This window comes from Actinacidiphila rubida (assembly GCF_900110255.1).
Lineage (GTDB): Bacteria > Actinomycetota > Actinomycetes > Streptomycetales > Streptomycetaceae > Actinacidiphila > Actinacidiphila rubida.
In genome coordinates, this window is record NZ_FODD01000040.1 from 31,668 (window position 1) to 52,427 (window position 20,760).

23 protein-coding genes and 1 riboswitch are annotated in these 20,760 nt (G+C 74.7%); of the genes, 9 read left to right on the plus strand and 14 right to left on the minus strand.

The annotated features are described in order from the left end of the window. Positions 1–59 precede the first annotated feature (59 nt). Complete coding sequence (locus tag BMW99_RS40910; RefSeq protein ID WP_143080587.1) at positions 60–296, plus strand: hypothetical protein; 237 nt, start codon at positions 60–62, stop codon at positions 294–296. A 30-nt stretch (positions 297–326) separates the two neighbouring features. On the opposite strand, the gene BMW99_RS31155 is transcribed toward BMW99_RS40910, so the two are convergent. The 3 genes from BMW99_RS31155 to BMW99_RS31165 are packed head-to-tail and all read right to left on the minus strand — an operon-like array spanning position 327 to position 3,022. Continuing rightward, positions 327–1,382 carry a zinc-dependent alcohol dehydrogenase family protein gene (locus tag BMW99_RS31155; RefSeq protein WP_075017998.1) on the minus strand — a complete coding sequence of 352 codons (1,056 nt, stop codon included), beginning with the start codon at positions 1,380–1,382 and terminating at the stop codon, positions 327–329. A 6-nt stretch (positions 1,383–1,388) separates the two neighbouring features. After that, positions 1,389–2,099 carry a lysoplasmalogenase gene (locus tag BMW99_RS31160; protein ID WP_075017999.1) on the minus strand — a complete coding sequence of 237 codons (711 nt, stop codon included), beginning with the start codon at positions 2,097–2,099 and terminating at the stop codon, positions 1,389–1,391. Further along, positions 2,096–3,022 (minus strand): sterol desaturase family protein, encoded by a 927-nt coding sequence (locus tag BMW99_RS31165; protein ID WP_069464265.1) that lies wholly within the window; start codon positions 3,020–3,022, stop codon positions 2,096–2,098. The genes BMW99_RS31160 and BMW99_RS31165 overlap by 4 nt, the downstream gene beginning before the upstream one ends. 142 nt (positions 3,023–3,164) lie before the next feature. On the opposite strand from BMW99_RS31165, the gene BMW99_RS31170 reads away from it, so the two are divergent. From BMW99_RS31170 to BMW99_RS31185, 4 genes are all read left to right on the plus strand, one after another. Continuing rightward, complete coding sequence (locus BMW99_RS31170; RefSeq protein WP_069464267.1) at positions 3,165–4,187, plus strand: DEDDh family exonuclease; 1,023 nt, start codon at positions 3,165–3,167, stop codon at positions 4,185–4,187. Positions 4,188–4,348: 161 nt separating this feature from the next. Then, positions 4,349–4,600, plus strand: coding sequence for a hypothetical protein (locus BMW99_RS31175; RefSeq protein WP_075018000.1), 252 nt, complete (start codon positions 4,349–4,351; stop codon positions 4,598–4,600). Positions 4,601–5,326: 726 nt separating this feature from the next. Then, positions 5,327–7,126 carry a glycoside hydrolase family 15 protein gene (locus tag BMW99_RS31180; RefSeq protein WP_069465313.1) on the plus strand — a complete coding sequence of 600 codons (1,800 nt, stop codon included), beginning with the start codon at positions 5,327–5,329 and terminating at the stop codon, positions 7,124–7,126. Positions 7,127–7,129: 3 nt separating this feature from the next. Beyond that, positions 7,130–7,891 (plus strand): SDR family oxidoreductase, encoded by a 762-nt coding sequence (locus BMW99_RS31185; RefSeq protein WP_069465312.1) that lies wholly within the window; start codon positions 7,130–7,132, stop codon positions 7,889–7,891. 102 nt (positions 7,892–7,993) lie between these two features. Here BMW99_RS31185 and amaP read toward each other — a convergent pair whose 3' ends face one another. The 5 genes from amaP to BMW99_RS31210 form a co-directional block, all read right to left on the minus strand. Continuing rightward, complete coding sequence (gene amaP / locus BMW99_RS31190) at positions 7,994–8,590, minus strand: alkaline shock response membrane anchor protein AmaP (RefSeq protein WP_069465311.1); 597 nt, start codon at positions 8,588–8,590, stop codon at positions 7,994–7,996. 9 nt (positions 8,591–8,599) lie between these two features. Then, positions 8,600–9,310: a DUF6286 domain-containing protein gene (locus tag BMW99_RS31195; protein WP_407640344.1), complete on the minus strand. Its 711-nt coding sequence runs from the start codon at positions 9,308–9,310 to the stop codon at positions 8,600–8,602. Next, positions 9,307–9,687 (minus strand): Asp23/Gls24 family envelope stress response protein, encoded by a 381-nt coding sequence (locus tag BMW99_RS31200; RefSeq protein WP_069465310.1) that lies wholly within the window; start codon positions 9,685–9,687, stop codon positions 9,307–9,309. The genes BMW99_RS31195 and BMW99_RS31200 overlap by 4 nt, the downstream gene beginning before the upstream one ends. Continuing rightward, complete coding sequence (locus tag BMW99_RS31205) at positions 9,687–9,884, minus strand: hypothetical protein (protein WP_069465309.1); 198 nt, start codon at positions 9,882–9,884, stop codon at positions 9,687–9,689. Before BMW99_RS31205 ends, BMW99_RS31200 begins: the two co-directional genes overlap by 1 nt. Positions 9,885–9,965: 81 nt before the next feature. Beyond that, on the minus strand, positions 9,966–10,466 hold the full coding sequence (locus BMW99_RS31210; RefSeq protein WP_079176249.1) for an Asp23/Gls24 family envelope stress response protein: 501 nt from the start codon (positions 10,464–10,466) through the stop codon (positions 9,966–9,968). A gap of 138 nt (positions 10,467–10,604) precedes the next feature. On the opposite strand from BMW99_RS31210, the gene BMW99_RS31215 reads away from it, so the two are divergent. Continuing rightward, a complete protein-coding gene (locus BMW99_RS31215; RefSeq protein ID WP_075018001.1) occupies positions 10,605–11,333 on the plus strand; it encodes a hypothetical protein in 729 nt (242 codons plus the stop codon). 12 nt (positions 11,334–11,345) lie between these two features. On the opposite strand, the gene BMW99_RS31220 is transcribed toward BMW99_RS31215, so the two are convergent. The 3 genes from BMW99_RS31220 to abc-f form a co-directional block, all read right to left on the minus strand. Continuing rightward, positions 11,346–12,137, minus strand: coding sequence for an enoyl-CoA hydratase/isomerase family protein (locus BMW99_RS31220; protein ID WP_069465930.1), 792 nt, complete (start codon positions 12,135–12,137; stop codon positions 11,346–11,348). A gap of 78 nt (positions 12,138–12,215) precedes the next feature. Beyond that, the gene (locus tag BMW99_RS31225; RefSeq protein WP_069465929.1) at positions 12,216–12,440 is read right to left on the minus strand and encodes a helix-turn-helix domain-containing protein; all 225 of its coding nucleotides are present in this window, start codon (positions 12,438–12,440) and stop codon (positions 12,216–12,218) included. Between the two features lie 455 nt (positions 12,441–12,895). Further along, the gene (gene abc-f, locus BMW99_RS31230; RefSeq protein ID WP_069465928.1) at positions 12,896–14,494 is read right to left on the minus strand and encodes a ribosomal protection-like ABC-F family protein; all 1,599 of its coding nucleotides are present in this window, start codon (positions 14,492–14,494) and stop codon (positions 12,896–12,898) included. 207 nt (positions 14,495–14,701) lie between these two features. Between abc-f and BMW99_RS31235 the strand changes: the two genes are divergently transcribed. Then, a complete protein-coding gene (locus BMW99_RS31235) occupies positions 14,702–15,154 on the plus strand; it encodes a VOC family protein (protein ID WP_075018002.1) in 453 nt (150 codons plus the stop codon). A 55-nt stretch (positions 15,155–15,209) separates the two neighbouring features. Here BMW99_RS31235 and BMW99_RS31240 read toward each other — a convergent pair whose 3' ends face one another. The 3 genes from BMW99_RS31240 to BMW99_RS31250 form a co-directional block, all read right to left on the minus strand. Continuing rightward, the gene (locus tag BMW99_RS31240; protein ID WP_075018003.1) at positions 15,210–16,580 is read right to left on the minus strand and encodes a hypothetical protein; all 1,371 of its coding nucleotides are present in this window, start codon (positions 16,578–16,580) and stop codon (positions 15,210–15,212) included. A 65-nt stretch (positions 16,581–16,645) separates the two neighbouring features. Continuing rightward, positions 16,646–17,761, minus strand: coding sequence for an alpha/beta hydrolase family protein (locus tag BMW99_RS31245; protein ID WP_075018004.1), 1,116 nt, complete (start codon positions 17,759–17,761; stop codon positions 16,646–16,648). 137 nt (positions 17,762–17,898) lie between these two features. Further along, a complete protein-coding gene (locus BMW99_RS31250; RefSeq protein WP_075018005.1) occupies positions 17,899–18,600 on the minus strand; it encodes a class II aldolase/adducin family protein in 702 nt (233 codons plus the stop codon). Positions 18,601–18,821: 221 nt separating this feature from the next. Here BMW99_RS31250 and BMW99_RS31255 point away from each other — a divergent pair, with 221 nt between their 5' ends. Both BMW99_RS31255 and BMW99_RS31260 read left to right on the plus strand, forming a co-directional pair. Next, positions 18,822–20,030 (plus strand): inorganic phosphate transporter, encoded by a 1,209-nt coding sequence (locus BMW99_RS31255; protein WP_075018006.1) that lies wholly within the window; start codon positions 18,822–18,824, stop codon positions 20,028–20,030. 19 nt (positions 20,031–20,049) lie between these two features. Then, on the plus strand, positions 20,050–20,262 hold the full coding sequence (locus BMW99_RS31260; RefSeq protein ID WP_069467374.1) for a hypothetical protein: 213 nt from the start codon (positions 20,050–20,052) through the stop codon (positions 20,260–20,262). A 187-nt stretch (positions 20,263–20,449) separates the two neighbouring features. Further along, positions 20,450–20,647, plus strand: a riboswitch (cobalamin riboswitch). Positions 20,648–20,760: the final 113 nt, after the last annotated feature.

Genomic DNA, 20,760 nt, shown 5'->3' on the forward strand with positions numbered 1-20,760 from the left:
GACGCGGCCGGTCGTTGAACCGGGCACAGCCCGCTCCCGCCCGATCGGGGTCCCTCACGATGACTGCCGCACCGCCGCCCCCGCCGCCGTCCGCCTCTCCCCCGCCGTCGGAGCCGCCGCCCCAGCCGGCCCGCCGGCCGTTCGGCAGCGTGCGACTGCCGCACCCCGTGCCGGCCGCGCCCCCGGCGCAGGCGCACGCGCGGCGGACGCGGCCGGCCCGCCGGGACGCGGCGCGGGTGGTGCTGCCGCTGCTCAGCGCGGCCGACCTGCGGCCGCCGCGCGGCCGCGACCGGTAGACGCCGGCGGAACACCGGTCAGAACACCCGTCAGAAGGTGACCAGCACCTTCAGCGCGGTGCGCTCGTCCATCGCGCGGTAGCCGCCGGGCACGCCGTCCAGGTCGACGGCGTGGTCGAAGACGGGGGCGGGGTCCGTGCTGCCGTCGAGAATGCCGGGCAGCAGTTCCTCGATGTACGTGCGGACCGGCGCGACGCCGCCGCGCAGCGCGATGTTGCGGTCGAACATCTCGCCGAGGTCCAGCCCGGTGCCGCTGCCGTGCGGCACGCCGACGTAGCCGATCGCCCCGCCGTCGCGGGTGATGCCGACGGCGGTGCGCATGGACTGCTCGGTGCCGACGGCCTCGATGACGGCGTGCGCGCCCTGGCCGCCGGTCAGTTCGCGCACGGCGGCGACGGCTTCCTCGCCCCGGGCGGCGACCACGTCGGTCGCGCCGAAGGTCCTGGCGATGTCGGTGCGGTCCTGGTGGCGGCCGAGCGCGATGATCCGCTCGGCGCCGAGCCGGCGGGCGGCCAGGACTCCGCACAGGCCGACCGCGCCGTCACCGACGACGGCCACGGTGCTGCCGGGCCGCACGCCCGCGCCCAGCGCCGCGTGGTGGCCGGTGCCGAACACGTCGGACAGCGCGAGCAGGCCGGTCAGCAGGTGGTCGTCGGAGAGCGCCTCGGGGGGCAGCTTGACCAGGGTGGTGTCGGCGAACGGCACCCGCACGGCCTCGCCCTGGCCGCCGTCGGACTGGCCCTCCTCACCGATGGAGCCCCAGAAGCCGCCGTGGACGCAGGAGGTGGTGAGGCCGTCGGCGCAGTACGTGCACACGCCGTCGGACCAGACGAAGGGCGCGACGACCAGGTCGCCGGGCCGCAGCCCGGTCACTTCGGCACCGGTCTCCTCGACGACGCCGAGGAACTCGTGCCCGATCCGCTGGCCGGGCTTGCGCGCCGACTCGCCGCGGTACGCCCACAGGTCGCTGCCGCAGATGCAGGCGCGGACCACCCGGACGACGGCGTCGCCGGGGTTGCGGAGCGCCGCGTCCGGCACCTCCTCCACCCGGATGTCGTGGGGGGCCTGGATGACGGTGGCGCGCATGGGGGGCTACTCCGTGGTCAGAGGGTGGGTGCGCGGCCGGTCGGCCGCCGCCTTCCCACCGTACGTGCCGGGGTTCGCGGCCGCGCGTTCGGGCGTCGCCTGCACCGCGCGGACCAGGCAGAACTGTGCCGCCGCGTAGGTGAGCATGATCCACAGGTCGTGGGCGGGCGGGCGCGGCCAGCCGGCGAGGCCCGCCGCGATCAGCCCGTCGGAGAGCAGGAAGAGCAGCCCGCCGGCCGCGCCCGGCCTGCCGAGCCCGAAGGCACCCGCGGCCATCGCGGTCAGCAGCAGGCTGTAGCCGGCCACCGGGATCCGCATCCCGGCGTCCAGGCCCGGCCACAGCGCGGTGATCAGCGCCACCCACACCACCGCGTAGGCCGCACACCGCACCCGCGTGGCGCGACTCCCGCGGAACGCGCCGCGAGCGGCGAACAGCCGCAGGTAGCAGACGTGCCCGGCGGCGAAGCAGCCCATGCCGAGCAGGAACGCCGCGGTGCCGCCGATCTCGAGCAGCACGTCGCCGGCCCAGCCGCAGGCCAGCGCCGCGAGCAGCAACCGGGGGCCGCCGCGGGCGGCGGCGTGGGCGGCGAGCGCGGGCACGAGCAGCGGCTTGGTGGCCAGCCGCAGGGCGTCGATCCCGGCGCCGACGGCCACCAGGTGCAGCACGGCCAGGAGCAGGAAGACCCGGAGCGCCGCCCGCGCGCGGTCGGCCCTCACGCCGCGGACCCGCGGGCGACGGTTCCCGCGGCCGCGTCCCCGGTCGCGCCCTCGACGGCCACGCCTTCGGCGGCCGCGGCGGTGCCGGCCGCGGTCCCGGGCCGCCAGCCGGGGCCCAGCACCAGGTGCCGCATCTTGTCCCGCCAGTCGCCCGCGGCGGCCACGTCCCGGGCGATGGCCGCGTACTCGTGCGTGGCCACCCGCAGCGGGTTGTACGTCGCGATGTTCTTCGTCAGGCCGTAGACCGGGCGCTCGGTCTCGGCCGTGAACGAGCCGAACATGCGGTCCCAGACGATCAGGATGCCGCCGAAGTTGCGGTCCAGGTAACTGCCCTGCGAGGCGTGGTGGACCCGGTGGTGCGAGGGCGTGTTGAGCAGGAACTCCAGCGGGCGGGGCAGCTTGTCGACCCGTTCGGTGTGGATCCAGAACTGGTAGACGAGGTTGACCGAGGAGCAGAAGGCCAGTGCCGCCGGGTGCACGCCGAGCACGATCAGCGGCAGGTAGAACGGCCACGAGGTGAGGCTGGTCCACGGCTGGCGCAGCGCGGTCGAGAGGTTGAAGTTGCGGCTGGAGTGGTGCACCACGTGGCACGCCCACAGGATGCGGATGACGTGGTGACCGCGGTGCGACCAGTAGTAGAAGAAGTCCTGGGCGAGCAGCATCAGCAGGACCGTCCACCAGTGCAGCGGCACGCGCAGCGGCGTCAGCGCGTACACCCCGGCGTAGATCGCCACGACGGGGATCTTCCAGAGGGCGTCGGTGAACAGGCTGCCGATTCCCATCGACAGGCTGGCCGCCGTGTCCCTGCCCGCGTACCCCTCCGCGTCCTCGTCGGGGTGAATGCGGTAGCTCACCATCTCCACGACGGTGAGCAGCACGAACGCGGGTATCGACCACAGCACGACATCGGGCAGTTGCGGCATGAGCGCACCATAAGGGCACGCGCGGCGGGTCCGCTAGACGTTGTTACCCACTGGTATGCGGCGGGTGCCCGGCGGTCACCCGCGAGGTGCACGGCGGAGCCCGATGATCGGCTGTCGGCGGCGGCCCCTATCCTCGATGACCATGCTGGACGAACAGACCGAGCCCCCCGACGTGTTCGGCGGCGCGACCGCCGCGCCCGCCCCGTGGCCCGCCGGGTATCCCGAGGGTTACGCGGTGGTCGACGTGGAGACCACCGGGCTCGGGCGGGACGACCGGATCGTCTCGGCCGCGGTCTACCGGCTGGACGCGCACGGCGAGGTGCAGGACCACTGGTACTCGCCCGTCAACCCGCAGCGCGACCCCGGCCCGGTGTGGATCCACGGGCTCACCAGCGCGATGCTCGCCGACGCCCCGCTCTTCCCCGAGATCGCCGACGCGCTCGCCGAACGGCTCGCGGGCCGCGTCCTCGTGGCGCACAACGCGGTCTTCGACTGGTCGATGCTGGCCCGCGAGTACGCCCGCGCGCGGTCGGCCGCGCCGGTGGAGCACCGGCTGTGCACCATCGTGCTCGCCAAGGAGCTGCGGCTCCCGCTGGCCAACCACAAGTTGGAGTCGCTGGCCGCGCACTACGGCGTCGTGCAGCGCCGGGCCCACCACGCGCTGGACGACGCCCGGGTGCTCGCCGAGGCGTTCCGGCCGAGCCTGCGGCTGGCGGCCGCCGCCGAGCTGCCGCTGCCGCTGCACGTGTGCCGCCCGCTCACCGAGTGGGTGGACGGCCCCGCGCCGGTGCCCGGCCCGCGCTACGGGCGGCTGTACGGCTCGGGCCCGCACGGCTCCTGGCGGCCGGCCCGCAGGCGCCCGGCGTGCCCGTACCCCAACCCCGGCCGGCTGGAGCCCGGCGGGCCGCTGGTGCAGGGGATGCGGGTGGCGTTCACGGGGGACACCGGCACCGAACGCGAACTGCTGGAGGACCGCGCGACGGAGGCCGGCCTGCACGTGGCGTCCTCGGTGAGCCGGCTGACCAGCCTGCTGGTCACCAACGACCCGGACTCGTCCACCAGCAAGGCGGTCAGGGCCCGCCAGGTCGGCACCCCGGTCATCGACGAGCGGGCCTTCGGCGAGCTGCTGAAGGCCGTACGGCCCGCGTCCGGCGTGCACGGCTGAGCCGCGGGCCCCGGGCCCCGGCCCGAGCGCGACTGATCCTCGCGGCACCGCGCGGCATCGTCGCGCGGCACCATGGGAGCGGTCCGGCATTCGGGTGGACCGGGGGCGACGCGCCCTGCCGCGCGTTGCCGTGCGCCGCCGGGGATCGCAGCCTGTGCCTCATGGCCCGATGTGAGGTTTGCGGAAACGACTATGCGATGAGCTTCGAGGTGCACGCGCAGGGCGCGGTGCACGTCTTCGACTGCTTCGAGTGCGCGGTCCACCGGATGGCGCCGATCTGCGAGCACTGCCGGGTGCAGATCATCGGGCACGGCGTGGACGTCGACGGCCACTGGTACTGCGGCGCCCACTGCGCCAAGGCCGAGGGCGGCGGCGGCATCGTCGACCGCGTCGGCTCGGCCGCCGGGGCCTGACCTCCGATCCCCTGCCGGGGGCGCCCCACGCCCGGGTTCCACGGTCGTGGGGCGTTCCTGGCGTCCCGCCGGCGGGTGGCCCTCGCCCTTTGCTGCCCGGTGACGATCCCCCTCGTGATCAGGCTGGGCCTCCGGCAAGCGCACCGCCGTGAGCGCCGGGTGGCGGACCACGGGTTCGTCGCGGCCGCGCCGAGGGCCGCACCGGTGCCGGTCGGGTCCGCCACACGTCCCGGCCACGCCGTCCCGCCCCGAGAGCTCCACGAGCCGGTGAGCGCACGCGGCCGCTTCCGCCCCCGCGCACCAGGGCGTGGCCCGGCATGCCGGCCGCGGCCCACCGGGACCACCGCCGCCGCCGGCGGCGTCCGGGACGTCCGCGGCATGCCGCCCCGTCAGATCATGCCGATCAGCGGTGCCGAGGTGGCCGCCGAGGTGCCCGAGCGACTGCTCGGCGGCCACCTGGAGCCGCTCTCGACCACGCCCCGCGCCGGCGCAGGTCCGGCCCGCGCCGCTGCCCGGGCCGGACCACGACGGCATCGGCCCGCGCCGGGCCTCTCCGCGAGCGCGCGGAGCCCACCCCGAGACGGGGACCGACGGGGCCGCGGGCCCCCGCGTGCGCCGTGCTCCGGGCCGCGACGCTCCGGACCACGGCGCACGCGATTCCACGGGACGCGCTACGGTCGCGGTCTGACCTGGGGGCACCCGACACGAAGGGCGGCGAGGCGGAACGTGCCAGGACGTATCGAGGACTACGCGCTGATCGGCGATCTGCAGACCGCGGCGCTGGTCGGCACCGACGGCAGCATCGACTGGCTGTGCGTACCGCGTTTCGACTCCGCGTCGGTCTTCGGCGCCCTGCTCGGCGACCACGAGAACGGCATGTGGCGGCTCGCGCCCACCGCGGGCGCCGGCGGCAGCGGGGGGTGCGCCCGCCGCGCGTACCGGGGCGACACCCTCGTGCTCGACACCGTCTGGGAGACCCCCACGGGCAGCGTGAAGGTCACCGACTTCATGCCTCAGCGCGACAAGGCGCCCGATGTGGTCCGCATCGTCGAGGGCCTGACGGGCGAGGTCGCGATGCGCAGCGAGCTGGCGCTGCGGTTCGACTACGGCAGCGTCGTCCCGTGGGTGCGGCGCACCGACCACCACCGGGTGGCGATCGCCGGACCCGACTCCGTGTGGCTGCGCACCGACCCGCCACTGCACACCTACGGACGCGACATGCGCACGTTCTCCGACTTCACGGTGGCGGCGGGCGACACGATCGCGTTCGTCCTCACCTGGCACCCCTCGCACGAGAAGCGCCCGCGGCGCGTCGACCCGTACCAGGCGCTCCAGCAGAGCCTGGACGACTGGGAGCAGTGGTCGGCGCAGTTCCGCTACGACGGCCCGTGGCGGGACGCGGTGCTGCGCTCGCTGATCACCCTCAAGGCGCTGACGTACGCGCCCAGCGGTGGCATCGCGGCGGCCGCCACCACCTCGCTGCCCGAGGAGATCGGCGGCGTCCGCAACTGGGACTACCGCTTCTGCTGGCTGCGGGACGCCGCGCTGACCCTCAACGCGCTGATCTCCTGCGGCTTTCTCGACGAGGCGCGCGCGTGGCGCGACTGGCTGCTGCGCGCGGTGGCCGGCAACCCGGCGGACCTGCAGATCATGTACGGCATCGCCGGGGAGCGCCGGCTGCCGGAGTACGAGGTGCCGTGGCTGTCGGGCTACGAGGGCTCGGCCCCGGTCAGGGTCGGCAACGCCGCCGCGGGGCAGCTGCAGCTCGACGTGTACGGCGAGGTCCTCGACTCGCTGTTCCTGGCCCGTGACCGCGGGCTGAAGGACGAAGTGCACGTCTGGAACCTGCAGCGGGCGCTGATGGAGTTCCTGGAGACCAAGTGGCGCGAGCCCGACGAGGGCCTGTGGGAAGTGCGCGGCCCGCGACGGCACTTCGTCCACTCCAAGGTGATGGCCTGGGTCGCCGCCGACCGAGCGGTGCGCACCGTGGAGGCGTCGCCGAAGCTGCGCGGCGACGTCGGCCGGTGGCGCTCGATGCGGGCGCAGGTGCACGCGGAGGTCTGCGAGAAGGGCTATGACGCCGAGCGCAACACCTTCACCCAGTACTACGGTTCCAAGGAACTGGACGCGGCGACGCTGCTCATCCCGCAGGTCGGGTTCCTGCCGTCCAGCGACCGGCGGGTGCACGGCACGGTGGAGGCGGTGCGCCGGGAGCTGGACAACGGCGGCTTCGTGCGCCGCTACAGCCCGGACTCGGGCGGCGTCGACGGCCTGCCGGGCAGCGAGGGCGCCTTCCTCGCCTGCTCGTTCTGGCTCGCCGACGCCCTGCACGGCACGGGCCGCACGGACGAGGCCACCGAGCTGTTCGAGAAGCTGCTGGGCCTGCGCAACGACGTGGGGCTGCTCTCGGAGGAGTGGGACCCGGTGGCGGGCCGCCTGCTGGGGAACTTCCCGCAGGCGTTCAGCCACATCGGGCTGGTGAACACGGCGCTGACGTTGTCGGGCCGTCAGAAGGGAAGGTGCTGAGGGGTGGACCTCGGACTCAAGGACCGGGTGTTCGTGGTGACGGGCGGCGGGCGGGGCCTCGGGCTCGCCGCGGCCCGCGAGCTGGCGGCGGAGGGCGCCCGGGTGGTGCTGTCCGCCCGCAACGCCGCGTCACTGGACCGGGCGGTCGCCGAACTGGGCGGCGAGGAGCGGGCGTTGGGCCTGGTCGCGGACAACGGCGACCCGGCGGCCGCGGACCGGCTGCTCGGCGCCGCACAGGAGGCGTTCGGCCGCGTCGACGGGGTGCTGATCAGCGTCGGCGGGCCGCCGGCCGGCCCGGCCGCGGACATGACCGACGAGCAGTGGCGGGCCGCGTTCGACACGGTGTTCCTGGGCGCGGTGCGGCTGGCCAGGGCCGCCGCCGGCGTGCTCGGCGAGGGCGGCGTGATCGGGTTCGTGCTGTCCGGCTCGGTGTACGAGCCGATCCCCGGACTCGCGGTGTCCAACGGGCTGCGCCCGGGCCTCGCCGGGTTCGCCAAGACCCTGGCGGCCGAGCTGGGCCCGCGCGGGGTCCGGGTGGTGGGCCTGCTGCCGTCGCGCATCGACACCGACCGGGTCCGCGAGCTGGACGCGCTGGGGGGCGAGCCGGAGGCCACCCGTGCCCGGCACGAGGCGACCATCCCGTTGCGGCGCTACGGCACCCCGGAGGAGTTCGGCCGGACCGCGGCCTTCCTGCTGTCCCCGGCCGCGTCCTACCTGACCGGCCTGATGCTGCCGGTCGACGGCGGGGCGCGGCACGGTTTCTGACGCCGGGTCGGGCGCGCCTGGACGGCCGGGGGGCGTGCGGTCTGCCCCCGGCCGGCGGGGACCGCGCCGGCCCGGCCGGGTCGTGCGGTCCTCAGGCGATCCTCACGTGACGCGGCTCGCGCGGTGCCGGACCGCGCGCAGCCGTGCCTCGGCGGGCAGCGCGTCCAGGCCGGTGGAGGTGCGGGCGCGCTCCAGGACTTCGGTGTCCAGGCCGTCGACGACCTCGACGGGCGTGGCGTGCGGGGCCAGGCCCAGGACCAGCCGGGCCTGCGGCACGCGGCGCTTGCGGATGAGCGTGGAACCGGCCCACTCCACGCCGTCGTACGCCTCGCTCTCGGCGGACAGCACGTTCTCCACGGCCCGGCCGCGGATCTGCGCGCCCTGGCCGTCGCCGCTGTCGATCCGCAGCTGCCGCAACCGCCGGGTGCGGGCCTGGGCGAGCAGCCACCACAGGGCGCCGAGGAACAGCACGCCCAGCGCGGCGATCACCGTCGGCCACCACCAGCCGCGGGAACGGTAGCGGGTGCGGTCGTGGGCGCTCAGCAGCACGTCCTTGGGGCCGCTGAACGGCCAGCTCGACGGCATCGTGAAGTCCCACCTGCGCTGCAGGTCCAGGCTGCCGATGAGCACGGCCGCGCCCAGGGCGAGCAGCAGCAGGCCGGTCAGCCCGAGCAGGATCCGGTTGATCGAGGTGCGCACGGCTGCTCCTCACGTCCCCTTCTCGGCCCGCTGCAGACGCACCGTCAGGCGCGGCTGCCGGGCGAGTCCGAGCTGCCGCACCGCCCGTTCCGCGGCCTCGGTGAGGTCCCTGCGGACATCGTCGATGTCGCGGAAGTGCGAGGTGGCGCGGAGCTTGATGCGGCGCCGCTTGACGACGGCGCGGGCCCACCGGACACCGGAGACCTCCATCGCCCGGTCGCGCAGCACGAGTTCGGCCGCGTGCCGGTCGAGACCGGCCCGTACCGCGTCCGGGCCGCGCCGGGCCATCGGCAGCACCGACCGCTCGCCCGGCGTCAGCGCGAGCACGAGCAGCCACAGGCCCAGGGCCGCGGACACGCTGGCCCCGAGGATGATCCACGTGTCGTCCAGGTGCCGGGTGGCGAGTTCGTCGGCGAGCTTCTTGCGCCAGTACATCGCCTTGCGGCCGGCGCGCACCGACGCGACGTCGTACAGGAACAGGCCGCCGAGGGCGAGGATCGCGGCCGCCGTCACGGCGGCCGGCACGCGCCGCGAGGACCAGAAGCGGCGGGCCCTGACCGCGCCCGGCTCGCCCTGCTGCGGGATGCGGCGGGTGGCACCGTGCCCGGGTTCCGCGGTGCCGGCGCCGGCCGCGGTGCCGGTGGCCACGGCGGAGGGCAGCCGCACGGTCGGCTCGGACTCCTCGGAGCCGGGCCGGGGGCCCGGGGTGCCGTCGCTCACTCCACCCTCCCCTCCTCCTTGCGGCGGACGGCGGCGGAGTGCAGCCGCTCGACCTCGACGGCCACCTCGGGCACCGTCATGCCCGTCAGCGCCTCGACCCTGCTGGTGACATGGCGGCGCACCAGGCCGCACACCGAGCCGATGTCGACGGGGTAGCCCAGTTCCAGGGTGAGCCGGAGCCGTGCCGCGTTCCGCGGGCCCTTGCGCACCGACACCGCGGCGTGCGGGGCGGCGTCCTTGGGCACCAGGTGGGCGCCGGGCGCACCTGACAGGACCTCACCGGCCGCCTGGGCGGCGATCTTGGCGATCACCCGGTCCGCGATCCGCAGGCCGCCGCGTTCGGACGCCGGCAACTGCGCGGGGACGAGCGTCCCCATCAACGCCGCCGGTCGCGGTGATCACGGTCGCGCGTCCGGAAGAAATCCCCCGGCTCGAGGTCCCCGTCGATGAACTTGCCCACCACGAAACCGACCACGCCGAGCGCCGCCACCAGCAGAAAGGCCCCGAACCCGCCGAAGTATCCGGCGAACCCGAGTGCCATTCCGACGGCCAGGCCGATCACTGCCATGCTCATCCCGCGCACTCCGTCCCCTCAGCCCACCGGGCAGCGTCTGCAGTGTCCCGGACCGTCACCGGCCGGTCGTCCCGGTCCCACCTACTGCACCCGCACTTGCTCGTCCTCATCCTCCTCGTCGGGGAGCTTCACGTCACCGACCGCGACGTTCACCTCGACGACCTCCAGACCGGTCATCCGCTCCACGGCCGCGATGACGTTCTCCCGCACCGCGCGGGCCACGTCCACGATGGACACGCCGTAGTCCACCACGATGTCCAGATCGAGGGCCGTCTGGACCTCGCCGACCTCGGCCTTGACGCCGCGGCTGACGGAGCGTCCGCCGCCGGGCACGCGGTCGCGGACCGCGCCGAAGGTGCGGGACAGGCCGGTGCCCATGGCGTGCACGCCCACCACGTCCCGGGCGGCCAGGCCGGCGATCTTCTCCACGACGCCGTCGGCGATGGTGGTGCGTCCCCGGGTCGCCGGGTCGCCCAGCGCCCTGCGGGCGGCGCCGCCCGCGTACCCCTTCTCCAGGGTCCTGCCCTCGGCCGGATACGAGGCGCCGTCAGGTTCGGACCTGCCCTGTGCACTGTCGGTCATCGCGAGTCGTCCCTTCTGGTGGGCTGCTCCGTGCACCACACTAAGTGCTCATGCCCGGGTCCGCCGGGGTGATGCGGCCAGAGGGTACCGCCGGCCCCCCGATCGAGTGGTCGGCCCACGGAAGGCGGCGCGGCGCGCATGGACCGACTGGGCACCACCGTTCGTGAACAGGTCGCCCTGGGCCGGCTGCTGCCGCTCGGCACGCCGGACGACCCGCTGTGGATCACCGAACGGGCCGCGGCCGGGGTGCTGCGGCGCGCGGCGGACGCGCTGCCGGGCGTGCGGCTGGGGCCGGTGGCGATACTGCTCGACGGCCCCGCGGGCGAGGTACCGGACGCGGCACCGCCGGGCGCGCTGCCGCACGGGCCGCTGCGGATCGAGGCGGACGTCGAGACGACCGTGGACGAGCCGCTGCCGGTGGTCGTCGCGCGGCTGCGGGACGCGTTGTGGCAGGAGGCGGAGGACGCGCTGGGCGCGACGGTGACCGCGGTCGATCTGGCGGTCACCGGCATCCTGGACGGCCCGGTGCCGCCGGACGGGGGACGAGACGGCGCACCGGCCGACGACGGGGTGCGCGGGGCGGACCCGGACGCCTACGACGCGCTCGCCGCCTCCGTGGCCGCCGCGGTGTGCGCGGTGACGGGCGTGCGGGGTCTCACCCGGCATCTGGGCACGCTCCCCGGCGTACGCGTCACCGACGACGGGGACGCGCCGGGCAGGCGCCGGGTGCAGCTGCAGATCGCGGTCGGTCCCGGCCGCGCGCCGCTGCCCGTCGCCCGGGACGCGGCCGCGGCGGCCGCCACGGCCGCGGCAGCCGGCGCCCTTGGCCCGGTCTCCGTCGCCCTCGTCGTCACCGACGCGTTCTGACGGTGCGCGGGGCTACTCGCCGACACCCGCGAGGTCGCGCAGGCGACGGCCCTGGGCGGCCCGCTCGGCGGCGTGCTGTGCGGCCGCGCCGGCGGAGAGCGCGGAACGCAGCAGCGCCTTCGTCTCGTTGACGGCGTCGCGGGGCGGGGCGAGCAGAGCCGCGGTCAGATCGGCGACGGCGGCGTCGAGTTCGGCGGCGGGCACCACGAGGTTGGCCAGGCCCGTGCGCTCGGCCTCCTCGGCGTGCACGAAGCGGCCGGTGACGCAGATCTCCAGCGCGCGGGCGTAGCCCACCAGCTCGACCAGCGGCTTGGTGCCGGTGAGGTCGGGGACCAGGCCGAGGCTCGTCTCGCGCATGGCGAACTGCACGTCGTCGGCGCACACCCGCAGGTCGCAGGCGAGGGCCAGCTGGAAGCCGGCACCGATGGCATGGCCCTGGACGGCGGCGACCGTGAGGAGATCGGTGCGCCGCCACCAGGTGAACGCCTCCTGGTACTCGGCGACGGTCGCGTCCAGGTCCGCTTCGGGACCCCGCGCCAGATCGAGGAACGACGGCTCGCCGTCGAAGCCCTCGGACGTGAACGCCTGCCGGTCGAGGCCTGCCGAGAACGACACGCCCTCACCGCGCAGCACCACGACCCGTACCTGCCCGGGCAGCTGCCGGCCCGCCTCGGTCAGCGCCCGCCACAGGGCGGGAGACTGAGCGTTGCGCTTGGCGGCATTGCACAGGGTGACGGTCGCGACGGTGTCGTCGACTGCGAGCCGGACTCCGTCGCGTTCGAGCAGGATGTTGGTTTCGGACATCGGGGCACCTCCGAGCGGCCGCGGACTGGATTACCGAAGAGTAACCATCCACGGGGCCCGTCGGGGGCCCGGGTCGGATCAGGCCGCCGTGGCGGTCTTCTTGCCTCGCGTGGCGCCGCCGCGACCACGCAGGGCCACGCCGGACTCGCTCAGCATGCGGTGCACGAACCCGTACGACCGGCCGGTCTCCTCAGCCAGTGCCCGAATGCTCGCACCGGAGTCGTACTTCTTCTTCAGGTCTGCCGCGAGCTTCTCGCGCGCCGGGCCGGTCACCCGGCTGCCCTTCTTCAGAGTCTCGGCCACCCGTGCCTCCTCCAGGGAAGTGCGCTATGGAACTCTCATGATCACCCCTAACCGGCCTCCTGGCCACCCATTCGACAAGGTCCATCACCGGACATGCGCACGGTGAATGCCGCGATAGGCGCCGGAGAACGCGGGAAACGGCCGATTCCCGCGCCGCACATTCGGGCCGCGGAACGGCGGTGCGGGAGTCTCGGCAGGTCAGCCACGGTCGGACAGGTGTTTACCCTGGCGACACCCCTGATCACGGACCGTCGGGCACACGTCGGGACGCGCGCGGCGCGGGTACCAGCCCGGCTCACGCAGATGATGGATCTTCGATGGGCCGAATGATCCAACCGACATGATCACCCGGCGCCGGGCCCGCCCCGGAACGCTTCGGAACCGGGGCCCGGACGGGGTCCCGGGGGGCCCGGACCGGGCCCCCCGGGACCGGCGGTCCCGCGCGCGCCGGCCGGTCAGGCCAGCGCCACCAGGTCCGCGTAGTCCTGGCCCCACAGGTCCTCGACGCCGTCGGGCAGCAGGATGATCCGCTCGGGCTGCAGGGCCTCGACCGCGCCCTCGTCGTGGGTCACCAGGACGACGGCGCCGGTGAACGTGTGCAGCGCGCCGAGGATCTCCTCGCGGCTGGCCGGGTCGAGGTTGTTGGTGGGCTCGTCGAGCAGCAGCACGTTGGCGCTGGACACGACGAGCGAGGCGAGTGCCAGCCGGGTCTTCTCGCCGCCGGAGAGCACGCCGGCGGGCTTGTCCACGTCGTCGCCGGAGAACAGGAACGAGCCGAGGATCTTGCGGATCTCCACCAGGTCGGTGTCCGGCGCCGCGGACCGCATGTTCTCCAGGACCGTGCGGTCGGGGTCGAGCGTCTCGTGCTCCTGCGCGTAGTAGCCGAGCTTCAGCCCGTGGCCGGGGGTGACCTCGCCGGTGTCGGGGTTCTCGACGCCGGCGAGCAGCCGCAGCAGCGTGGTCTTGCCGGCGCCGTTGAGGCCCAGGATGACGACCCGTGAGCCGCGGTCGATGGCCAGGTCGACGTCGGTGAAGATCTCCAGCGAGCCGTAGGACTTCGACAGGCCCGCGGCCATCAGCGGGGTCTTGCCGCAGGGCGCGGGGTCGGGGAAGCGGAGCTTGGCGACCTTGTCGGCCTGCCGCACCGCGTCCAGTCCGGACAGCAGCTTGTCCGCCCGGCGGGCCATGTTCTGCGCGGCGACGGTCTTGGTGGCCTTGGCCCGCATCTTGTCGGCCTGCGCGTTGAGCGCGGCGGCCTTCTTCTCGGCGTTGGAGCGCTCGCGGTGGCGGCGCTTCTCGTCGGCCTCGCGCTGCTGCTGGTACAGCTTCCAGCCCATGTTGTAGACGTCGATCTGCGACCGGTTGGCGTCGAGGTAGAAGACCTTGTTGACGACGGTCTCGATGAGGTTCACGTCGTGGGAGATGACGATGAACCCGCCGCGGTAGGTCCTGAGGTAGTCCCGCAGCCAGGAGATGGAGTCGGCGTCCAGGTGGTTGGTGGGCTCGTCGAGCAGCAGGGTGTCGGCGTCGGAGAACAGGATGCGCGCCAGCTCGACCCGGCGGCGCTGGCCGCCGGAGAGGGTGTGCAGCTGCTGGCCGAGGATCCGGTCCGGCAGGCCGAGTGCGGCGGCGATGGTGGCGGCCTCGGCCTCGGCGGCGTAACCGCCCTTGGTGAGGAATTCCGTTTCCAGGCGCGCGTATTTCTTCATCGCGTTGTCACGGGTGGCGCCCTTTCCGTTCGCCATCCGCTCCTCGTTCTCCCGCATTTTGCGCAGCACGCTGTCCAGACCGCGCGCGGACAGGATGCGGTCGCGGGCGAGGGTGTCGAGGTCGCCGGTGCGCGGGTCCTGCGGGAGGTAGCCGACCTCGCCGGAGCGGGTGACGCTGCCGCCGGCCGGCTGGCCCTCGCCGGCCAGCACCTTGGTCAGCGTGGTCTTGCCGGCGCCGTTGCGGCCGACCAGGCCGATGCGGTCGCCCTTGGCGACGCGGAAGGACGCGGTTTCGATGAGGACGCGGGCGCCGGCGCGCAGTTCGAGGCCGGTGGCAGTGATCACGGGAAAAGCTCCAGGGCGGTACGGGCGACGGGTGTCGGGGGTCGGGGGTCGGGCGTACGCCGCGGCTAATCGAGGAGGAAAACTGCCATGCGGTCAGTCTACTGGCGGCCGCCGGACGCTCGGCCCGGTCTTCACGGGCACATGTGGGGCGGATCACACATACTCGGACACGGGGACCGCCCCCGTCCGACGAGAGGATGACCGTCCATGGCCGAGCCGCCGACCATCTATCCGGGGCTGCGCTACCGCGACGCGCGCGGCGCGATGTCCCTGCTCAAGGACGCCTTCGGCTTCACCGAGGTGGCCAGGTACGAGAACGAGGACGGCTCGATCGCGCACGCCGAACTGGCCTACGGGAACGGGATGGTGATGCTCGGCTCGATCCGCGAGGAACCGGACACCCCGTACGGCCGGGCCCGCGGGCGGCTGGGCCCGGCCTCGCTGTACGTCGTGGTCAAGGACGCCGACGCGCACCACGACCGGGCGGTGGCGATGGGCGCCGTGGTGGTGATGCCGCTCACCGACCAGGAGTACGGCTCACGCGAGTACGCGGTGCACGACCCCGAGGGCAACGTCTGGACGTTCGGCACCTACGTCCCGCAGGCGACCCCCGCCGACCCCCAGGAGCCGTGCGACCCCCCGGCCCCGTCGGACACCTGACCTCGCCGGGCGCCCGGCCTCGCCGGACACCTGACCCCGTCGGACGCCCGCCCCCTCACGCCTCGCCGGTGTGCACCTGGAACGCCGCCCGGCGCATCTGCTTGGCCAGTGCGGGGTCGGGATGGACCGCGGCGAGCGCGACCAGCACGTGGACCGTGCGGGGGTGCCCGACGTCGCGGACCTCCTGCAGCAGCCCGCGCACCGAGCCCTGCACGGCGGTCTCCAGATGGCTGACCAGCAGGTGGCCCTCGCCGTGGTCGGCGACGGCGGCCGCGGTGTCGACCCACAGCCAGGTGGCCTCCTCGCGGGTGAGCAGCGCGGTCGCGTCGTCGGGGTCGCCGCCCTCGAGCTCGGCCAGCCACAGCACCGCGTACGGGCGCAGGACCGGCTCTTCGACGACCGCGCGCACGGCGGGCTCGGCGGCGTCGCCGACCACCCGCAGCGCCTCGAAGGCCAGGCCGCGCAGCAGGGCGTCGTCGCCGCGCGCGGTGTCCAGCAGCTCGGCGACGGCGGGAGCCACCGGGCGGGCCGCCAGCCAGGCCCGGTACTCGGTGCGCGCCGGGCCCGGGGACAGGCCCGCGCAGGCCCGCAGCATCGTCGACGCCGACTGCTCCATGTGCCCCTCGGGGCCCTGGGCGGCGACGCAGATCTGCTCCAGCTTGACCCACACCGCCCAGCTGCCCAGCGCGGTCAGCACGACCTCGTCGGGGCGCTGCGGGTCGCGGGGGCGGAGCGCGCCGACGAGGGCGGCGGCGTCCAGCGTCCAGTCCAGCAGCGCCGGCAGCGGGTCGCTCATGCCCTCGGCGGGCGGCTCGTGCCGCTCGGTGCGCAGCTCGGCGACGCGCTGGCGGAGCAGGTCGAGCAGGGCGTCGATCGGCACCGGCCCGTTGGACAGGTGCAGCAGCGACATCAACTGCGGTGCGGCCTCGACGACTTCGGCGACCAGCGCCGGGTCGGGGCCGGTGGCGTGGCCGGGCAGGAAGGGATGGGCGAGCGACCAGGCGTCGAAGAGCGCGACCCAGCCGCGCAGCACCGCGGTGTCGTCGTCGTCCCAGGCGCGCAGCCGCCAGCCGGGCCGGGCGGCGCCGTCGTGCAGTTCGACCAGTCCGGCGAGCCTGGCGCGGTCCCAGGCGGCGCGGACCTGACCGGCGGTCAGCCCCAGTTCCTCGGCGGCCGCGAGGACCACGGGCTCGGGGAGTATCCCGGTCAGGGCCGGGGTGCCGGGGCCGCCGCCGGCCCAGCGGGCGAGGCGTGCGGCGGTGGCGAGTTCGGTCCGTGCCATGCGGGCGAGTTCGGGCACCGAGGGCGTGCCCTCAGGGGGGCGCGGAGGCCTGGACCTGCGCGTCGTGGCGGTCCTGCGGGCGGCGGTGAGCGGCCGGCGGGGGACGAGTCGGAGCGGAGTGTCTCGCGGGCTACGGGACGTCACCTGATCAGTCTCGCCGCTGAGCGCCCAGATTCCCAATCGAGCCTCCCGAAGCGGGGGGTAAGCGCTCACATGAGCGGCGTCAGGAAGCGCCGCAGCGTCTCCTCGTAGGCGTCCGGGTCGGCGTTCCACACGGCCGTGTGCGGCGCTCCGGGCACGCTGTGGAGGGTGACGACGTCGGGGCGGCGGTCGGCGAGGCGCCGGGAGGCGGGGTACGGGGCGAAGTGGTCGTCGGGACCGTGCAGGAGGAGGGTCGGCACGGTCAGCAGGTCCGGGTCGAGGGCCTCGGCGTGCCGGGCGGCGCGCAGCCCGGTGCGGCCCTCGGTGGCGCGCTCGGCGAGCGGGCTGAGCACGGACGGCAGGCCGCGGGTGTGGACGGAGGCGCGGACGGTGGAGCGCCAGTCCAGTACCGGGGAGTCCAGCACCAGGCCGGTGACGGTGCCGCGCACCTGGGACTGCGACAGGGCCCGCAGCGCCATCGTCGCGCCGGTGGACCAGCCGTAGAGGACCAGCCGCCGCGCGCCGTGGTCGACGGCGTACCGCATCGCGGCGTCCAGGTCGCTCCACTCGGTGTCCCCGAGATGCCCGATGCCGTCGGGGGACGGGGGCGCGCCGGGGTCGTTGCGGTAGGACGGCACGAGCACGGGGAAGCGGAAGCCGTGCAGGGCGGGCAGCACGGTCAGCGCCTGCTCGCGGGTGGCGCCGGCGCCGTGCACGCAGATCACCCACGCCGGCCGGGCGCCCGGCAGGAACCAGGCCGGCATCGGACCGAGCTCACCGTCGACCCGGACGTCCTCGAAGTCCAGGCCGCGGGCGCTGCGCGGGTCGCCCGCGTAGGCCTGCGGGGTCACCCGCACGAAGCCGCCGGCGCCGAGGGTGCCGCGGTCGACGCGCAGCAGGCGGCGGGTGACGGTGCGGTCGTCCTGGCTCAGGACCGGGCCGACGGTGGCGTGCAGCCCGCGGCCGGTCAGCCCGTGGACGCCGGGGCGGGCGGAGGCGTCGCTGCGGTCGACCACGACCCGGTCGCGGCCGACGCCGCGGACGCTGACCAGGCCCTCGGGGGCGGGGCCCGCGGCGGACGGTTTCAGGGCCAGACCCGACCCGTACCGGCCGGCCGCCAGCACGGCCGTCCCGGCACCCACCGCTGCGGTGACCGCCAGGGCCACACCGGTACGAAGGCGCACGCTCCCAGTGTGGGCGGCCCCCGGGATGCCTGCCACGGGAGCGCGTCCGGCGGGGCGGGGGCCGGTCAGGGCGACCGGGGCAACCGGGTGGGGCGGGGCTCCGTCGGCGTGGCGAGGGCCGCGCGGCGGAGGGCCCGTCAGCGGGGCGGGGCGTCCTGCCCGTAGCCCTCGAGCTTGTCCGCGACCCGGGCCATGTCGCGGTGCGAGAGGGTGCGCGGCACGCCGTCGCCGGACCTGGCGAGCAGCCACACCCGGCACATCCACTCCAGTTGGGCGGTCCGGTCGTACGCCTGCTCCAGGGTGTCGCCGTGCACGAGGGTGCCGTGGTTGCGCATCAGGCATCCGGTGCGGCCGTCGCGCAGCGCCTTGAGGACCTCGCGGGCCAGCTCGTCGCTGCCGTAGAGCGCGTAGCCGGCGACGAGGACCTGGCCGCCCCGGCCGCCGAGCGCCGCCGCCATGTAGTGGACGTTGGGCAGCTTGGTGACCAGCGTGGAGGCCGCGGTCGCGTGCGGGGCGTGGGTGTGCACGACGGCACGGGCATCCGTGGCCCGGTAGACCGCCAGGTGCGTGGGCAGCTCGCTGGTGGGCCGCAGGGTGCCGCGCACCTGCTCGCCGGTGGCCACGTCCACGGCGACGGCGTCGTCCGGGCCGAGCCGGTCGTAGGGGACACCGGTGGGCGTGACGAGCACGAGGTCGCCGACCCGTGCCGAGACGTTGCCCGAGGTGCCGACGACGAGGCCGTCCGCCACGGTCCTGCGGGCCGTGGCCACCACCTCCGACCAGGCGTTCTCCACTGCGTCGCGCACGTCGGACCCTTCCCCTGGGCACTTGTTCGGTATCCGTCATACCACTGCCGCCGGCGAGTGCGGCGGCGGGCCCGGGCGCGGCCCCGAGCGACGGCGTGCGACGCCTGTCGGACACCTGTGAGACGCTGACGATTCCAAGGTGGTTCATGTGACGTTCATGGCAACACCTTGAATCCCTCCCCAGTTCACCTTCCGTTCATCATGTCTTCGTACGGTCGCCCTGCCACTGCCCGATCGAACGAATGCCTGGGTCCATGGAACACATCACGCTCCTGATCGGAATCGTGATCGCGACAGCGCTCGTGTTCGACTTCACGAACGGCTTCCACGACACCGCCAACGCGATGGCCACCACCATCTCGACCGGTGCGCTCAAGCCCAAGACGGCGGTGGCCATGGCCGCCGTGCTCAACCTCGTCGGCGCCTTCCTGTCGGTCGCCGTCGCCAAGACCATCTCCGGCGGCATCATCGACGAGTCCGCCGGCATCAAACCCGAGGTGATCTTCGCCGGCCTGGTCGGCGCGATCCTGTGGAACCTGGTCACCTGGCTCGCGGGCCTGCCCTCCAGTTCCTCGCACGCGCTGTTCGGCGGGCTCATCGGCGCCGTGCTGGTGGCCGCGGGCACGCACGGCATCCACGGCGACGCCGTGGTGATGAAGGTCCTGATCCCGGCCGCGGCCGCACCGGTGGTGGCGGGGCTCGCGGCCACGCTGGCCACCCGCGTCACCTACCGGGTGGGCCGCAGGGCCGACCCCGAGGCCACCTCGCGCGGCTACCGGGCCGGCCAGATCGCCTCGGCCGGCCTCGTCTCGCTCGCCCACGGCACCAGCGACGGGCAGAAGACGATGGGCGTGATCACCCTGACGCTGATCACCGGCGGCGTGCTCGCGCCGCACTCCGACCCGCCGCTGTGGGTCATGGTCTCGGCCGGCACAGCGATGGCGCTGGGCACCTACCTCGGCGGCTGGCGGATCATCCGCACCATGGGCCGCGGGCTGACCGACATCCAGCCGCAGCAGGGCTTCGCCGCGCAGACCGGCGCGGCGGCCACCATCCTCGCCTCGTCCCACCTGGGCTTCGCGCTCTCCACCACGCAGGTCTGCTCCGGCGCCGTGATGGGCGCGGGCCTGGGCCGCAAGGGCGCGGTGGTGCGCTGGGGCACCGCGGGCCGGATGGTCTCCGCCTGGGTGCTGACCCTGCCGGCGGCCGGCCTCGTCGCGGCCGGTGCCGCGCTGCTGGCCGACCAGGGCACGTGGGGCGTCACCGCCGTCGCCGTGATCGCCCTGGCCGCCTGCGCCGCGATCCGCAGCGCCGCGCGCCGCAAGCCGGTCACCCACGCCAACGTCAACGAGCCGGTGCCGGGCACGCCGGCCGCCGGACCCCAGGACGCGGTCACCGCCGCGATCGCCGCCGTCACCCCTCCCCCGCCGGCCCCGGCGCCCGCCTCCGGCACCGCCGCCTGATCCCCGCGAGAGCCCTCCCATGAGCATCGACTGGCACGCCCTCCTCACGGTCCTGGCCGTCACCCTCGTCTCCACCGTCGGCCTGGTCGGCGTCTTCACCCTCGGCATCGTCGGCCTCTCCCGCCGCGCCGCGGGCCCCGCCGCCGCGCTCGGCCGCACCGGCGCCTGGGTCTGCTTCGCCGCGTGCGCGGCGGCGGTCGTCTGGGGCATCTACCTGATCGTCCAGAAGTAACGCAGCACCGGGCAGCACCGGGCAGGACCGCTGAGGGCAGGGCCGCGCCGCCGAGGCGCGGCCCTGCGTGCGTTCCGGAGCGCGGCCCGGGCGGCCCGCCGGCGCGGCGCGAGTGGGCCGGTGGCGCGCCGCGGGCGGGGTGTGGGGCTCGACACAGTACGTCGCCCCAGGTCAACGCGGAGTTGACCGGGTATCCCGCACGTGGTGAACTGCCGGAAGCCATACGGCGGCAGGAGAGGAAGTCCGGTGCGAATCCGGCGCGGTCCCGCCACTGTCACCGGGGAGTGCACTCCCAACCCGTACGTCACGGCCGTGTTCGACGGCTGGAAGACCGGGAGTGCGTTGATCCGGGAGCCAGGAGACTCTCACCGCCGGTCACGTCGAACCAGGGCGCGGACCCTGAGTGAGGACCCCTGCCATGCCCGGCACCCGAGTTGGCCCCAACACCCCCGGCGCACCGCCCTGTTCCCCCCTGTGCTCGCCCCCGCGGAGCGTGAC